General features: G+C 37.4%; 9 protein-coding genes. 7 read left to right on the top strand and 2 right to left on the bottom strand.

Translation table 11 applies throughout. The annotated features are described in order from the left end of the window. Positions 1–92 precede the first annotated feature (92 nt). Positions 93–1,619 (bottom strand): sigma 54-interacting transcriptional regulator, encoded by a 1,527-nt coding sequence (locus ABXG98_RS13445; protein WP_353539205.1) that lies wholly within the window; start codon positions 1,617–1,619, stop codon positions 93–95. Between the two features lie 258 nt (positions 1,620–1,877). On the opposite strand from ABXG98_RS13445, the gene ABXG98_RS13440 reads away from it, so the two are divergent. The 4 genes from ABXG98_RS13440 (at position 1,878) to ABXG98_RS13425 (ending at position 12,016) form a co-directional block, all read left to right on the top strand. Further along, on the top strand, positions 1,878–2,573 hold the full coding sequence (locus tag ABXG98_RS13440) for a DsbA family protein (RefSeq protein ID WP_353539204.1): 696 nt from the start codon (positions 1,878–1,880) through the stop codon (positions 2,571–2,573). An 85-nt stretch (positions 2,574–2,658) separates the two neighbouring features. Next, positions 2,659–5,538, top strand: a complete 2,880-nt coding sequence (locus tag ABXG98_RS13435; RefSeq protein ID WP_353539203.1) for an insulinase family protein — start codon at positions 2,659–2,661, stop codon at positions 5,536–5,538. Positions 5,539–5,943: 405 nt separating this feature from the next. Continuing rightward, a complete protein-coding gene (locus tag ABXG98_RS13430; RefSeq protein ID WP_353539202.1) occupies positions 5,944–8,832 on the top strand; it encodes a TonB-dependent receptor plug domain-containing protein in 2,889 nt (962 codons plus the stop codon). A gap of 85 nt (positions 8,833–8,917) precedes the next feature. After that, positions 8,918–12,016 carry an immune inhibitor A domain-containing protein gene (locus ABXG98_RS13425; protein WP_353539201.1) on the top strand — a complete coding sequence of 1,033 codons (3,099 nt, stop codon included), beginning with the start codon at positions 8,918–8,920 and terminating at the stop codon, positions 12,014–12,016. Between the two features lie 68 nt (positions 12,017–12,084). On the opposite strand, the gene ABXG98_RS13420 is transcribed toward ABXG98_RS13425, so the two are convergent. Then, entirely contained in the window at positions 12,085–13,416 is a 1,332-nt protein-coding gene (locus tag ABXG98_RS13420; RefSeq protein WP_353539200.1) for a M23 family metallopeptidase, read from the bottom strand. A 436-nt stretch (positions 13,417–13,852) separates the two neighbouring features. Between ABXG98_RS13420 and ABXG98_RS13415 the strand changes: the two genes are divergently transcribed. From ABXG98_RS13415 to ABXG98_RS13405, 3 genes are all read left to right on the top strand, one after another. Further along, complete coding sequence (locus ABXG98_RS13415; RefSeq protein WP_353539199.1) at positions 13,853–15,154, top strand: trans-sulfuration enzyme family protein; 1,302 nt, start codon at positions 13,853–13,855, stop codon at positions 15,152–15,154. Between the two features lie 25 nt (positions 15,155–15,179). Beyond that, positions 15,180–15,719, top strand: coding sequence for an OsmC family protein (locus tag ABXG98_RS13410; RefSeq protein WP_353539198.1), 540 nt, complete (start codon positions 15,180–15,182; stop codon positions 15,717–15,719). Positions 15,720–15,803: 84 nt separating this feature from the next. Continuing rightward, positions 15,804–18,185, top strand: a complete 2,382-nt coding sequence (locus tag ABXG98_RS13405; RefSeq protein WP_353539197.1) for a thiamine pyrophosphate-binding protein — start codon at positions 15,804–15,806, stop codon at positions 18,183–18,185. Position 18,186 lies beyond the last annotated feature (1 nt).

The following is an 18,186-nucleotide window of genomic DNA, read 5'->3' as shown; positions in this document are numbered from 1 at the left end:
ATAACAAAGCCAAACTGAACGTAAGCTGAACTGTTACCCAATTCAGCTTTGGCCTATAGTGAGTAAAACTTAGTAGTCTACTTAAGAAAGCCTTAATCTGCTTTTTGAATGTTATATTTTTTCAATTTCCGAGATATTTTGGCATGAGACACGGATAACCGCTGCGCCAACTTTCGAGTAGAAGGATAATTCACATAGAGCTTGCTCAATAAACCTTTCTCAAATTGCTCTACTGCATATTCCAGTGAACGAATATCTTCATCGCGAAAAGCCTCAAGTTCTTGGTCTGATGTTGAAGTTGAAAAGCAAATATCATCTGCTTCAATGGTACTTTTATCGCTTAAAGCTAATGTTCTAAAAATGACGTTTTGTAATTGCCTGATATTTCCCGGCCATTGAAAGTTTTCTAGTAATTGCATAGCCGGTTCTGAGAACGTTGGTCTACCTATATTAATTTGTTCACAGGCTTTAATGCTAAAAAAACTAACTAAATCATAAATATCTTCACTGCGCTCTCTTAAGGGGGGTAAATTGATATTTAACACGTTTAAACGGTAAAATAAATCTTCTCTAAATAAACCTTTTACCGTCATTTTTTCAAGGTTTCTATGAGTAGCGCATACAATTCGAATGTTGGCTTTTATTTCGTGGGTACCACCAATACGCCTGAAGGTGAATTCTTGTAGAAATCGTAATAATTTCGCTTGTAAATAAACAGACATTTCGCCAATTTCATCTAAAAAAACGGTACCATTCTCAGCCATTTCAAACAGCCCTGGCTTACCGGTTTTGTGGGCACCTGAAAAGGCACCGGGTGCATAACCGAACAACTCACTTTCTAATAAGTTTTCAGCTAAAGTTGCGCAATTTAGCGCAAGAAATGGTGCTTTTGAGCGCTTCCCTGATTCGTGTAATGCTCTAGCAAAAAGCTCTTTGCCTGTGCCTGTTTCACCGGTAATCAATACGGGAAAATCTAACTTTGCAAAGCGAAGAGTTTGTTGTTGTATATTTTTTATTTTGATCGAATGGCCAATAATTGATTGTATATTATTATCTGTATGCGCTTGTCTTTCCGATATTTTTTTCCCTAACCGTTCAGGACTTTGCAGCAATAATACAGCCCCTGTTACTTTAGAGTTTGTGAAGATAGGCGTAATATCAATCAAAAAATGTTTTTTCGCATACCAGATATCAATCGCCGGAGGATCTTCCATTAATATCTGCTGTAGACTAATAGGCAAAAGATTACAGATATTATTACCTTCTAATCTATCTTTAGTTAAACCCAGTGATTTTTCAGCCTCTATATTGGCGACGATAATTTGCCCATGTATATCTATATCAATGATTGGCTCTGGCAATTTAGACAAAATAGTATCAAGGTGTTTGCGCTTTTCCTCACCTGGTAGTAACGCTACTCGAATAACATCTGATACATCAGGAATAGCAATAAGCTCTTTTTTGATGGTTTCAAAACTTATTCCTCTTTCATTGATATGAACAAAGGTATGGTGGGTATACATTTCAACTTTTGCGAGATTCCAACCTTTTTCAACTATTACTCGAAGCATTTCTTGAGTGATGCCTAAACGATCGGCTGAAACAATATCTAAACGCATACCCTGACTCAGTTTTGTAACACATTCATTAAAAATAGCACATCTAAAGCATCACTAACAAGCTGTTTTATATAAGCTTTAACATACAAGCAACTAAAAGTGTATCCATAATGTAACAGCTGGTCATTTGGTTTTTATAAACACTAACACTAATCCACTGATATATATCGTAATTTACAAGTTGGTTCAAAACCTGCTTTTACTTAAGTTTTATAGGGTAAAAAATAGTTTTTACCCTTGCTACCTTAAGGAACTTTTATGACTGCTGCTCGTTTACTTTACGTTACCGATCCTTTGTGTTTATGGTGTTACGGTATTTCTTCTATTGTGGAAGAATTTTATCATCAGCTCCCTAGTGAGCTCTGTACCGAAACTATTAATGGCGGCTTATTTCCTGGCATACAAGCAAAGCGATGTGACAAAGATTTTAGAGACTATTTAAAAAATGCCTCATTACATGTAACTAAGCTATCAGGGAAAGAGTTTAGCCCATTATTCTGGCAATTATTAGCAACGCCAGGCTTTAGCTACGATACCGAGCCAAGCGCTAGAGCATCCGTTGCAGTGAAGAAGCTTGCCGGCGAAGAAGCCATGCTCAACTATATTCATGCTTTACAGCACGCCTTTTTTGTTGAGGGCAAGGATGTAATGCAAGCAAATACGCTAGCTAAGATTGCTGAACCCTTTGGAATATCTCAACAAGACTTTTTGAGTTATTACTTAAGCGGAAACTGCTTAAATCTTACAAAACAAGAATATGCCGAAGCAAAACAGCTAGGTGTTCAAGGTTTTCCTGCCTTAATTTACCTAAACGGTAGACAAGGTTATAAATTATCCGCTGGTTTTTCAACGTTAGAAAACCTCAAAAAAGCCTTTGATTGGGCACAAAACGAATGCAAGCAAGCTGAACACAATAATGTAGGACTTTGCTCCTCTGATGGCTGCAGTATATAAGGCAACTGTTTCAGTATTGAGCCAGTAACTGGCTCATTTATGACCCAGTTACTGAGAAATAATTCTAATTAAAAGTAACCATATAATGAATAGTAAAAACAATATCACCCAAAAGTTTTACACCTTACTCAGCTTTATTGCATGTTCACTAATGCTAAGTGCTTGCAGTATTCAGCAATTCTCGCTAGCAGAAACAGCATCCCCAAAAATTAAAGCAATGCCTCAGTTAATAAAGCAAAGTAAGTATGATAACAGGCATTATAAAGTTCTACGCTTACCTAATAAACTTGAGTTAATTCTGGTTTCTGATGCGAGTTTGGAGCGTTCTGCCGTAGCTCTCGCTGTGAAGGCTGGCTCTTATGATGAAACTAACGGCTTTTGGGGCCAAGCGCATTTTCTTGAGCACATGTTGTTTTTGGGAACAGAAAAGTATCCCGAAGTTGGCAGCTTCAATACCTTTATTTCTAGTAATGGCGGTATGAATAATGCCTACACTGATATGGATCATACTAATTATATGGCTAGCATTAAAAACAATGCTTTCGAAGGATTATTAGACAGGTTTTCAGATTATTTTAAGGCGCCATTATTAGCTGAAAAATATATTAATAAAGAGCGTAATGCTGTGAACTCAGAGTGGAGCATGAAAGGAGTGTATGACGGCGTAATTCTTGGTCATTTAAATGGTTTAACCTTAAACCCCATTCACCCTGTAGCTAATTTCACTTGGGGCAACCTAAGTAGTTTGAAAGATCAAAACGGTCAAACTTTGCACCAAGCTACGATAGACTTTTATAACCAGTTTTATCAAGCTAACCGGATGAAAGTTGCGCTTGTATCTAATCGTTCTATCACTGAATTAGAGGTAATAGCAAAAAAATACTTTGCCGCCATTAAAGATAATAATATCAAAAAATCAGCTATTATCCCTCCAGCAATAACAGAAGCACAAACCAAAAAAATTATTAGGTATAAACCACAAAAAGACCTTAAAAAAATTCAATTAAAGTTTGTTATCGAAAACAATGCTGAACAGTTTTTATCTAAGCCCAATTATTATGTAAGTTATCTACTCAACAGTAAAATGCCAGGAACTTTAGTAGACACTTTAAAAACTGAAGGGTTAATTGAAGGGTTGTCAGCATGGGCTGATCCCAGTGCATTTGGAAATTCAGGAGAGTTTTTTATCGACATAGACTTAACTGAACAAGGGCTAAAACAACGCAATATTATTATCAACTCTGTATTTAAATATCTAACCTTGATTAATCAAGAAGGCTTATCACGCAAATATTACCAAGAAATAAAGCAATCTCTGCAGAACAGTTTTGATTACCAAAGTAAATACAGTGAATATAGTTATGCTGCAAATTTAGCAGCTAAAATGCATGAAGTTCCTACTAAATATACACTCAGTGCTGATTATGAATTTTCACACTTTAGCCCAGAAAACATTAAGCACTTATTAGCTCAATTAACGATTAATAGAGTAAGAGTATTTTATATTGATAATAAACAAACCCCACAACAACCTATTGGCTATTTTGACGCAAAATACCAAATTGATGACATTTTGCCATCACAAATACAACAATGGCAAAATACAAACAGTGGCTTCCCGCTAAATTTACCCGCCTTAAATTCTTTGCTACCAGAAAACTTTGACCTAGTTAAAACAAAATTACAGCCTAAACCAACTAAAATATCCACCCCATTAGGTAGCGTTTTACACGTTAAACACAGTGAACAATTTTCAGTTGCAAAAGGCGGTATTAATATTAACTTAAATACCAATTTAGGTACTAAAAGCGCAAATGAGCAAGCTTTATTATTACTTCTTCATAAGGCTATCACTGATAAAATAAGCCCATTAAAAACTGAAGCCTATAATGCTGGGATGTCTTTACAAGTTAACCATCAGCAAGGTTTAACATTAATTAGTGCTGGATTTACTAATAAGCAGCTTGAGCTTCAATCTAAAGCAATTAATGCTTTAACCTCAATAAGCTTTAATGATAAAAGTTTTAACCACTGGAAGAAATCGATACAAACGTCATTACATAATAAAAATAAAGATGCCTTATATAACCAAGCGTTTGAGCAATACAATACTTTTTTAATTGAAGGTAAGTATCCAGCAGAAGATTTATTAAAGACTTTGTCTAAGCTTAAATTGAATGATTTAACCGCATTTGCAGATAACTTTATCCAATCCGTGCGAATCAATGCTTTTGCGTTTGGTAACTTTGACCAAAGCCAACTCAATCACTTTGTGAAATCAGTTGAAACGTCATTAAAAGTAAAAGCGACTAACAGTAAAGCACCTATATTTTTTACTCAATATCATAAGTTTAGCGACAATGAAAAAGTAAATATTAAAGTAAATGCGCAACAAAATGACGTTGCGCTTATTGATGCCAAATGGCAAAAACATACAGTGAAAAAAGAAGCTGTAGGTAAAGTGCTAGCAAAAATCGTATCGCCTGCACTGTTTAAGCAAATCCGTACTGAAGAGCAGTTAGGGTATAGTGTAGGGTTCTACACTACAGTAAAGGATGGACAAATCACCTATGCCTGGTACATACAAACACCGGTAAAATCACCAACAAAAATGTTAGCACGCTTCAAAGCTTTTCAAGCTAACTTTAGTGATGATATCACCTCACTTAATAGTGATACCCTAGAGAAATATCGACAGGCAGTATTAGTCTCTTTGACTCAAAAACCGAAAAACATTTATCAAGAGCAAAGTGAATATTTAAGTGACTGGCAAACTGGTAAGCTAACTTTTGATAGTAAACAAAAACTTATTGATGCCATTAAGAAGGTTACGGTGAAAGAGATTCAACATCTTTATCAACAAGTTATTACGCCTAATGAACTAGCACATATTATTGTACAAATTAAAGGCAGTAACTTTGCAAAAGCTCCATTCATTCAGTTTAAAAACAATACTGATAAGTAATCATTTTTAATAAAAATAAAGAATATGAATTGGTAAAAGCGCTAATAGGCTACTATTAGCGCTTTTTTGTTTTGATAGCTCAACTATTTGTTTCAAGTATGTAACGTGTTGCAAAAATGAATCTGGCACTAAAAACCATGCTAATAGTAATTTTTGTGCTCTTGAGCGCCATCTTCATATTTAATGGTTCAAAACTGTAACACCAGCCCTTTACCACCCAATAAAAAAACCAACGAACACACCTAAATAACTGATTTATATAAAACATTTTACTTGGTACGTATACTGCTAAGTTACTTTAGCATTGCAAAAACCTACTTATAAATCTGCAGTAGTTGTCAAGTGGTGCGACGAAAACACACTAAGGTACAGCCTTATAATTCTTATAAAATAAAGGTATTAAATATGTCAGTAATCCAAGGTAATAAGTTATCAAAAGCAATAGCTGTTGGTATTTTAATGATGTCTGCGCCGGGTTTAACAGCCTATGCACAAGATGAACAAATAGATAATAGTGAAGATCAAGTAGAGCGCATCTCTGTTTTAGGCTCTCGTATCAAAAAAGAAACTTTCGAGTCTGCAAGTCCAATAACTATAATTACTGCTGAAACGCTGAAAGATACAGGTTTTTCAAACCTTGAAGAAGCATTATCTGATTTACCTCAGCTTGCTGTTGGTAATAACTTAGGCAATAGCTCAGACGGTACAACATCAGGAAACTTACGTGGTGCAGGTGTTAATAGAACCCTCACATTAATCAATGGTAAACGTATTGTTGCTTCAAGTATTTCTGGTAGTGCGGTTGATTTATCAAACATTCCTATTGGTATGGTTGAACAAGTTGAAATTCTTACTGGTGGTGCGTCAGCTGTGTATGGTTCAGACGCACTTGCGGGTGTAATTAATATTCAGCTTAAAAAAGATTATGAAGGTTTTAAAGTCTCTGCTAGCACCTCTATTCCTGAAAAAGGTGGCGCAGAAGCGCAACAGTTTTCACTTTCTATGGGGGGCTCATTTGCTGACGGGCGTGGTAATATCAATGCGGGTATTAATTATTCTAATAGCGAGCCGTTACAACAAAAAGATAGAAAATTTGTTCACGGTAAAAACTTACTTGCTTCAGTTGCTAACCCACTGAGTGAAACGTCTACTGATGGCATTCCAGATTATTTAATCATTAATGATAGACACACTGGCTCATACCCTGCGACTGGGGGTATTAGGACCTGGAACTGGGATGAAGGTCAATATGATCACTATTATATCGATCCAGGTACAGGTGAACTTGCTTTTAACGACAATACGTTTTACGGCCAATACACCTCAGGTGGTCCTGGCTTTAATTTTGGTGAATATGCCTATCAATTACGTGGTGCTCAACAAGTGCTAAGTACAATGATTAACCTTAATTATGAAGTGTCAAACGAGGTTTCATTTTACTCAACCATGCAGATTGCAAAAAGTGAAAGTCAATGGTTAGGTCAAATGCCTTATACCCCCTCGCCAATTACTGTACATAGAGAAAACCCAACGTTACCTCAATCGGTTAGAGACTTTATGGATGATAAAGGCTGGGATGATATTGTTTCTGATGCGAGCCTTAGTCGTTGGGATATAGTTTATAGAACTCACGAAGACTTTGGCCGCCAAGGCAATGACTCTAGTCGCGATTTTTACAGTACATTATTTGGCTTTAATGGCGTATTTATGGAGTGGGATTGGGATATATCCATGCAACATGGTGAGTCAAAGCTAAGCCAAAGACGTAATCGTCTTTACAAAGATAGACATGACTTTGCCTTTGATGTAATTGAAGACGCCGATGGTAATGCAGTTTGTCGAGCAACCGCTGAGGGTAATCCAAGCGCTACTGGTTGTTTACCATTAGCGATATTTGGTGAAAACACTGATCAAGAAGCCATTGATTGGGTAAGCGGTGTTGCGCAATCCTCAAACAGAAATGAGCAAACTATAATATCTGGTTATATCAGTGGAGAACTATTTGAACTGCCTGCAGGTTTTGTTAATGTAGTTTTCGGTGCCGAATACCGTAAAGAGGTGATTGAATCAACACCTGATGCTGCTGAATACGCAGGTAATATTTTACTTGCTGGTTTATCACCACCAATTAAACCAACCAGCCTTGATGTAAAAGAGTATTTTACTGAAATTGATGTTCCTGTACTTGATACACTAACTATCAATGGCTCTTACCGCTACTCTGACTACAGCACCATAGGAAACGTTGATGCTTGGGGTATTGGCTTAGACTATCAAATAATTGAAGATGTTAAGTTAAGAGCAAGTGCTTCTGCAAGTGTTAGAGCGCCAACCGTTTACGATTTATTTAATCCAGGTAATATTGGCTTTTCATTTATTACCGATCCATGTAATAAACCTGGCGAAGGTGATAACCCTGAAGTAAGAACAGCAAACTGTACTGCAGCAGTAGGAGCAAACTGGGAAGATTCTCTATCAACTGCTAGCAGAGGAGTACGCTCAGGTGGTAACCCAGAGTTAAAGCCAGAAGATGCAAAAACATTAACGGTTGGGCTTGTACTAACCCCATCTGCTATTCCTAACCTAAATATCTCTATCGATTGGTGGGAAATGAACTTAACCAATGAGATAACTACCGTATCGGTAAGTCAGCTTTTAAAAACTTGTTACGACACCCCTGGTTTAGATAGCTCAGCATGTAATGCCATTACTCGACGTGCTGATGGCGCTATCACAGAAATAAAAGGTGGTTCAATCAATTTAGGCAAGTCATTACTTTCAGGGATTGACTATGAAGTTGAATACAAGTTTGATGCTGATGTTTTATTTGACAATTTAGACGGTGAATTTTTTACCTCTGTTATTGTTAACCAATGGTTAGACCACAATACTATTAGTGATCCTTTAAAGCCTGAAGATACCTATTATAACTACAAGGGTGGTTACTATTATCCTGACCTGCTAGTTAACTTTAGTGTTGCATATCAAACTGACGACTGGAGTGTAAAACTTCGCGCAAACTTGCGTGATAAGTCAGTCGAAGCACCAAACTTCAATCATGAAAATGCAAATTATGATGAAGTTTATCCAAACGGAGATGGTGTTGCACCAATATTAAAACGCTTTGATTTTATTAGCCATTACACCCTTAATGATAGTACCTCTTTCAGTTTTAGTATTCGTAACTTGACTGATGTAGAGCCGCCAAGAACTACAGGCTTGCAAGGTGGATTATATGGTGTTTCTGATGTTATCGGGCGTACCTATAATTTAGGCGTTACTATCGAAATGTAATCCCCCCTCCTCTCCTTTACTTGTGTTGTTACTTAGATAATTTCAACGCAAGTAAAGCTTTTCAATTCAATCATGAGGCAAATTCATGTTATTTTTAAAAAAAAGCATAGGTCTTTTAGTTTCGACTGCCCTACTAATCACGACACAAAACACCGCGCACAGTAAACAAAATCACGAACACTCAACAGCTGTAACTAATGCCCCTATAAAAGATGCTGGTGTTATTAATAAAGAACGTATAATTTACTGGTTAAAGAAGCGGGGGGAACTAGCTAAAGATGCCAGTAAAGAAGAAGAAATTACGGCTTTTAATCGCTATATTAAACAAAATAAAACTCAACAAAATGATTATGTTTTTGAAATTGCGGGAAAACAAGTAGTTAACTATTCAAAAGTTAAAGATAAAGGTTTACCTAAGGCAAAAAGTAAAGATGCTAAAGGTGGCAATAAAAACTCAAATGCCCATGAAGTTAATATATTAACGCTACTTATTGATTTTCCAGATCTACCGCATGATAACAACCAGTTAACTACTGACGATACAGCTATGTTTTACCAAACATATGATGCTGACCACTATCAAAATTTAATGTTTTCTCCTACTGGCTTTGTCGGACCAAACAATGAAAACCTAATGAGCGCCCACCAGTATTATGCGAGTGAGTCAGGAGAGAGCTTCAAATTTAACGGTAAAGTTTATGGTTGGTTAACCGCTGATAAAGATGCCAGTTTTTACGGTGAAAATAATGAAGCGGGTAATGATAAAGAGGCCACATCATTAATAAAAGAAGCATTAAACAAAGCGGTAACCACCTATGATATTGACTTAAGCGAGTTTGATTTAATCGATCCCGCTGACCTTGATGGTGATGGCATTATTGCAGAGCCCGACGGTTACATCGATTACATTATGGTATTTCATTCAAGTGTAGGTGCTGACGCAGGTGGTGGTGTGCTTGGCGATGATGCTATTTGGGCACATCGATGGAATATTGATAATTATGACATTCCAAATACTGACTATAATGGTACAGGAAATTACCGTGGACATGGTTATACAGTACAAGGTATTGATTCAGCTATTGGTGTAGTAACTCATGAGTTTGGTCACATGGTAGCCAATTTAAAAGACGAATACGATACTAATGATTCAGCGCCTAATTCACCCGTTGGTTTTTGGTCACTTATGTCTAGCGGTAGTTGGGCAGGTGATGCTATACCTGGCGCAATACCAACTGGCTTTAGTCCATTAGCTAAAGTTGAATTACAAGATGCATTTGGTGGAAACTGGGTAACCTCAACACCAGTCACAATAGATGAATTAAAAGACCAAGAACGTGTTATTGATATTGTAGCGGCCACAACTCATAATGAGTCGACCAATTTAATCGATATTAAACTCCCTGAAGGAAACAGCTTTGCTATTTCACCTTTTGCAGGACTTAATCAATTTCATTCTGCTATGGGTGATAACTTATCAAACTCCATGAGCTTTAAGGTAGCCATACCCAACAGTGTCGATAGTAAGCTATCAATGAAAGCTTTCTGGGATATAGAACAAGATTGGGATTACGCACAGGTTTTAGTCAATGGTACACCTATCAAAGGTAATTATACGCTTACTGACAATAAAGCTTCGGATACATTCGAATGGTATGGCTTAATCAGTAATTATATTACGGGCAAATCATCTAATATTGCAAATGGCTGGCTTGATCTATCCTTTGATGTAAGTGATTTTAAAGGACAAGAGATTACCGTCTCTATTCATTACTCAACTGATAGTAATACTGGTGGTTATGGTTTATTAGTAGATGATATTACGCTAGTTTCTGGTGATAATACGTCAATAATAGACAACGCTGAAAATGCAAATAATGCTGAGCTTGATGGTTTTAGTCGTATTGAACATTTCAAGACCAGTAGCAGTGCTACTCAAAATTATTATGTTCAGCTTAGAAGTTATGAAGATGTCGACAAAGGGCTTGATACTGAACAATATGATCATGGCATATTAATGTGGTTAGCTGACAGTAGCTTTTTTAATAACCAAGTAAGTATCCATCCCGGACAGGGCTTCACCAGTGTTATAGATGCTGATCAGCAGCTTGTTCAAGATGATGTTTATGGAATTTGGTGGACGTCAAATCAAATTAGAGATGCTGTTTTTAGCCTTTTCGACCAACGAGAAAAAGCTGCAGATGATAGGTTAACTGCAATAAGCCTATTTGATGACCAAAACAGCTATATAAATCCTCTTCAACCTGAATCAGGCGTAATATTACCAATTCATGGACTAAAAATGGAAGTTATGGAACAAGCTGAAGATTCTTCAACAGCCAAAATTCGTTTATCTGCAGAAAAACTACCATTAACAGCACAGTTTTCTACTCAAAGCATAATTAAGAACACAATTAGCTTTTCTGACAATTCATTTGGTGAAACACAATGGTTAACTTATCAGTGGGACTTTGGCGATAACAGTCCCCTGTCATTTGAGAAGTCAGCTACTCATACTTATGATAAAAATGGTGAATACATTGTAGAACTTCAAATAACTGACAACAATGGTGAGACAGCATCTGTTGAGCATAGGGTAGCAACACAGGGGGCAAAATTCACCGCTGAAATTAATTATCTTGAAGTGATCTTTAGCAATGAAAGCAGCTGGGGAGATGATACGTTAAGCTATTTATGGGATTTTGGTGATGGTAATCAAAGCGAAGAAATGTCGCCAACACACTCCTACCAATCTGCGGGTAATTATACTATTGTGCTAACAGCTTCTAATCAAAATGGTGATACCTTAACTACGCAACAAACGTTAACACTTAAGCTGGTAGAGCCACCTGAATCAAGTTTTATTACTACAACAAACTACCTAAAAGTACATGGTATTAATAAAACAGTTAAAGGTGCAGGTAAGCTTATCTATTCATGGGATTTTGGTGATGGCAGCGGTAAAAAAGCAGGTACTTCGCCAACGCATGTTTATAAAAGTGCAGGAAATTTCACTATCACCTTATTGGCAAAAGATGCGCTAGGACGAACAAGCCAATACAGCCAAGACATTTCTGTTACCAAAGCAAAAGAACATCATGCTGGAAGTATTTACTGGTTGCTATGGTTAATGGTAATTACCTACTTGAGAGGTAGTAACTTGTTATCAATAACTAGAAATTAACACCTAGCATTTCGCAAACTAAGTGAAAGCACAGAGAGTTGTCTTTGTGCTTTTTATTAGCTTAATATTTATTCATAAGGCTTATAAATATTATTACCTGCGCAATAGGTATAACCATTTTTCCAAAAGTAATTTCTACTACAGTTGCTATCATATTGAGAAGTACCTACTTGAATATAATAACCACTAAAATTATAACCTTGCAGTGACTCATAATAACCATTTTTTAGCAATGATATATGTAAGTGTGGCCCCGTTGATTGTCCACCTTCACACAGTGCCGCGCTTTTATTATTTGCATAAGTACCTATGTAAGTGCCTGCATTGATATAGCTACCAGATCCATATTGCAGATTATCCATATGATAATAGTTAGTTGCTAAGCCTGAGGCATGCGTTATGCGCATATTACAACGTGAATACCAAGTCACTGTGCCGCCATGAGATGCATAAACATAAGGCTTATTTCCTCCCCAGCCCGTATTACCACCAGGGTAATAAAAATCTAGTGAAGAAAGTGGCCATGAACCACCATCAAAACCATGAGCACCACCTGCTACCCAGCTCCAACCACTTGACCAAGGTAGGTATAAATTGGGGTAGTTTGCCGCCGCACTTGCTGGTGTTTTAATTGAACTAGACTCTTGTAAGGCTTCTTTTCCCTCCAAGCTCGACTCGTCTTTATTTTTTAAAATATCACTATTTTGTGCAAATACTGTTTCATAAGCATCTAAGATGCCATTGACTATAGGAGAAGCATTTACTTGATGGAAATTGTCCCCAGTATTTGAGCTTTTGTTGGTCATTTCTTTGTACGGATTTTTTTGTGCTGCTTTAAATTGGCTCTCCCTAGATAAAACACTGGCAAAAGCCATTGTTGCCGCGGTACTGGGCATTTTATAGCTTCTTAACACAAAGTTTTCTTTTTTAGGGTGTAAGGACAGTTTTTTATAAGCATAAAAACGTTTGCTCAACTTACTTGAAACATCTTTTATTTGTGCTTGAAAACCGCTTTCATCTGATAGATCAGCAAAAGGCATAAGATAACCTTTTTCTGAAGGGTTGCTCACCAACAAACTCTTATATTCAATCAATGCTATCAATAGCTTAGGATTTATACTGTAATAACCAGCATAGTGCATAATTGTTTCTTGATAAGGTTTTAAATGCGGGAAGTAACTCGCAAAAACGCTATCCCAATCGAGCAATGCTAACTCATTATTAAACACAAATTGATCATCACTCAGTAATGGTTGTTTAATGTTAGCTAGTTTACTTAATTCTTGTGCCGAAAAAATATAATCGTTCCCCATTTCAGTATGTTCTGTTGCACTCACATTAAGGCTTAAGATGCTAGCCGCAACAAGGCTGAGCTTTATAGTTAAATATTTGTTTTTCATAATTAGATCTCTGTTTTATTTAAATTGTTAGTTAGAAAAATAATCCTTTATTATTTTAAAATGGGCTATTCAAAACATATCGTTCAAATAAACCGCATTAATAATAATCACACAATCAGATCAAATACAAATTAAATTTCAGTATTTATTGTTTTTCTGAATTTAATCAGTAAAACAAACCAAAAACAAAACCACGTAAAAAATCGTAACACTGATGATACACGTCTCATTTATGGTACAGGCAGCTTTAATTAGAAAACCCTATAAAACTGGTCTCTCAAGCAGATATGCCCACCTAGTGTTGCAATAACAATACAGTCAGTTCTACTACAAAAACAAATAACACCAACTAAGTGATTGATATATATAAAAATAACACCAATGGCATGGTTAGTGCTCTTTCTTAATAAATTAACAATTAACCTGTGAATGAGTTATGAGAAAAGAAAACAATGTAAAAGGTGATCAGCGCAGTAAAAGTGCCCTTTCAGGCAGCACTATTTCTTGGACCAATGATTTATCTCGCCATCGTATTGAAGGCCCTGCAATAAAAGCAAAAGATTGGGGGATGTCAAATGATTCAACCATCGCTGTTCATGCAGGTACTATGGATGATGATGCTACTGGCGCTGTTGGCACACCAATCTACCAAACATCAACATTTGTATTAGGTGATAGTGAATATACAGCCGTTGAGGAAGGACATGCACGCGATAAATTTATTTACACACGTTATGGCAATCCTAGCCAATGGGCTGTACAGAATAAACTCGCCGCATTAGAAGGAGCCGAGTCAGCACTTGTTTTTAGTTCTGGTATGGCAGCTATAACTGCAACTGTGATGGCGTTAATGGATAAAGGTGCACATGTTGTTGCTTCAAATGAACTTTATGGTGGTACATATAACCTATTCAATCATGAGTTCCCTACATTTGGCATGAGTGTTGATTTTGTAGACCCAACTAATTACGAAGCTATCGAAGCGGCAATTCAACCCAATACTCAAATTCTATATTTTGAAGTATTAACTAATCCGTTATTAAAGTTAATTGATATTGCTCGTCTAGCTGAAATTGCCAAGAAACATCGCTTACGTTTAGTGGTTGATGCAACATTTGTCACCCCTATCGGCTGTAAATCTCTAGCGTTAGGTGCTGATATAGTCATTCACTCTTGTACCAAGTACCTCAATGGTCATAGTGATATTGTTGCAGGTTGTATCATGGGCAGTAGAAAACTGGTTGATATGGTTTGGCCACGGTTACTTAACTACGGCGGCTCTCTCGATCCCCATGCAGCCTTTATGCTCGAAAGAGGCTTGAAAACCTTAGCTATTCGCATGAACGCTCACCAAGACAGTGCCTTTAAACTTGCTAGTTATCTAGCATCTCATCCAAAGACATCTTCAGTTCGCTATCCTTTATTAAAAAACTACCCTCAATATGAATTGGGTAAAACAATGCTGAAAAATGCCTCTGGTATGATTTCTTTCACCGTTGAAGGTGGTGATGAAGCAGCTAAAAAATTAGCCAGCCTGTTAAAGCTTTCTAGACAAGCAACCAGCCTTGGTGGTGTCGAATCACTCGTTAGTTTGCCATTTAATACATCTCACGCCAGTTCAACTATCAAACAACGTGAAAACATGGGCATCATGCCAGGATGTGTCCGCATGTCCGTTGGCATTGAAGATGGTGAAGATTTAATCGCCGATTTTGAACAAGCATTAGCACAACTATAAGTTAACTAACTTTTAAGGAATTATCATGCGCAACAGTATTGCAGTATCAGCACTTAGTGAATATGTAAACGAGATCACAGAATTTCCCGCAGAAGGAATCGCAAAATATGGCGTAGAGCTTAATTGGGAAACAGGAACACGTTCACGAGTAACGGCATTACCGATGGAAATTGGCCCACATGTGGTCAATAGAGAATTTGAATGGGTGATTGATGAACCTCGTCAGCTCCTTGGGACAAACCAAGCTCCCAACCCGCAAGAGTATTTATTATCTGGAATGGGTGCCTGTATTTTAGTCGGGTTCACGGTTGGCGCTTCGATTATGGAAGTTCAATTAGAATCACTTAAAGTTACCGTTAAAGGTGAGTTAAATTTAGCAGGTTTCTTAGGTGTTGACGAAAATGCACCGATTGGTTTTAAAACAATTCAGTATTTAATTGAAGTTTCAGGCGATGGCACTACGGAACAATTTGAACAGCTTAGCGAAAAAGCTGTTTCTCACAGCCCAAATGCAATGACTGTCATGAAAGGTGCTGAGCTCAAAGGTGAGCTAATTATTTCATAGTTAAAGTTAAGTGAATGTCGAGCTTACCCTAACTGTTGATACACAGGGTAAGTTCAACTCTGTTGTTAAAAAAAGAATTTTCTTATGCCTAAAACATTAAAAAACAAAAAAGCAATGCAAGGTTTAGATCAAAAAAACCTTGATATGCTTATAGAGATTGAAAATAAAGTTCGCTGGTTAGCCAGCTGGACCATTCATAATGCTAACCATATTCGCCCATCGCGCGATGGTATTAAAGTGGGTGGGCACCAAGCTTCATCAGCGTCTATTTCAACGGTAATGACCGCGCTGTATATGAATGTTTTGCAACCTCAAGACAAGGTTGCAGTTAAACCCCACGCATCTCCAAATTTCCATGCTATTCAGTATTTGTTAGGGCGTCAAACCCAAGAACAATTAGAAAGTTTTAGAGCCTTTGGAGGTGTTCAGTCCTACCCTTCAATTACTAAAGATAAAACCGAAGTTGACTTTTCGACTGGCTCGGTTGGCCTAGGTGTTGCCGCAACATTATTTTCTTCAATTACGCAAGATTTTGCTGGTGATCATAATTTACTAACCAATACCGATGCTGATAATAAAGGCCGGATGATCTCTATTTTAGGTGATGCAGAGCTTGATGAAGGCAATATTTACGAAGCGTTACTTGAGGGCTGGAAGAAAGAGCTTAAAAATACTTGGTGGATTATTGATTTCAACCGTCAAAGTTTAGATGCCGTTATTAATGATGATTTGTATCAACGCATTTTAGATTTTTTTGAATCCGTTGGTTGGGAGGTTGTTACCTTAAAATACGGAAAACTTCAGCAACAAGCTTTTAAAGGCCCTGCGGGTAATGCATTGAAAACATGGATTGATGAGTGTCCTAACCAACTCTACTCAGCTATGGTTTTTAAAGGCGGTGCTGCTTGGCGTCAACGCTTATCAGCAGACTTAAAAGGCACTAAAGGCCTTAAACAGTTTTTAGATAGCCACGATGATGAGCAATTAAGTACCTTAATGGCCAATCTTGGTGGCCATGATATGGAATTACTTTGTGAAGCGTTTCATAATGTTCAAGATGACAAACCTCGTTGTTTTGTTGCATACACTGTAAAAGGTTATGGCTTACCGCTAGCTGGACATAAAGATAACCATGCGGGCATGATCACACCTGATCAAATGACCCAATTTCAAGCAGACAATAATATAGCTGATGGAGAGCAATGGCTACCTCAGGCTGGTTTATCTTGCTCTGAAACCGAATTAAACGAGTTTTTAACAACCGTTCCCTATAATCAGCGCAAAGCCCCCAAAGCAATGTTACCCGTATTGGCTGTTGACGAATTTAAAACACCAGCAGGTGATAAGTCTTCAACGCAAGTTGCTTTCGGTAAAGTCATGAGTCAAATTGCTGCTAGTAAAGCTGAATTTGCAAATCGTGTTGTTACAACAGCACCTGATGTTGCCTCATCAACCAACTTAAGTGCTTGGGTTAATAAGCGTGGGGTTTATCATCGCATTATTAAAGAAGATACCTTTAAAGATGAGCAGATCCCATCAACATTGAAGTGGCTACAATCTCCTAAAGGTCAACATATAGAGCTAGGTATTGCTGAAAGTAACTTATTCAGTTTACTTAGTTCATTAGGCCAAGCTGAAAAACATTTTGGTGAACGCCTATTACCTATTGGTACGGTTTACGACCCGTTTATTTGTCGTGGATTAGATGCACTTAATTATGCATGTTATCAAGATGCTCGATTTATGCTGATAGGCACACCCGCAGGTATTACCTTAGCACCTGAAGGTGGTGCGCATCAGTCATTTAACACCCAACTCATTGGTATGGCTCAACCTAATTTAATATCTTTTGAGCCTGCTTACTCAGATGAAGTTGCTTGTATCATGCAATGGTCTTTAGATCATATGCAAAAACCTGAAGGCTGCTCAACCTATTTAAGGTTATCTACCCGAAGTATTGAGCAACCAAAGCGTGACTTAACCCAAACGCTAAAAGATGAAATTATTCAAGGCGCATACTGGCATAAGAAACCAGCTAATAATAGTGCATTAGCAATTGTATATATCGGAGTCATTGCTCCTGAAGCAAAACAAGCATTTGAACAATTACTGGAAGAAATGCCTGATGCTGGTTTATTAGCAGTTACCTCTGCGGACAAGCTATATTCTGATTGGCAAAAAGCGAAAGCCGACCGCCAAAAAGGTGATAAATCAGCCCGTGCTCACATTGAAAACTTATTGGCCGTTTTAGCTGACAATGCCGGGTTAGTCACTGTGGTTGATGGCTATCCTACAACACTAACATGGTTAGGTGGAGTTTTGGGGCACCGCGTTGAAGGGCTTGGAGTCAATAGCTTTGGCCAGTCTGGTGACTCTATTGATTTATATAAGCATTACCGTATTGACGCTGATGCCATTCTTGATGCGTGTGCATCTTCTTGTTTAAATTTAATTCGTAATAGGTAGT

The sequence above is a fragment of the Colwellia sp. KU-HH00111 genome, from assembly GCF_040362745.1.
Classification (GTDB): Bacteria; Pseudomonadota; Gammaproteobacteria; order Enterobacterales; family Alteromonadaceae; genus Colwellia.
This window is presented reverse-complemented; position numbering and strand designations above follow the sequence as displayed.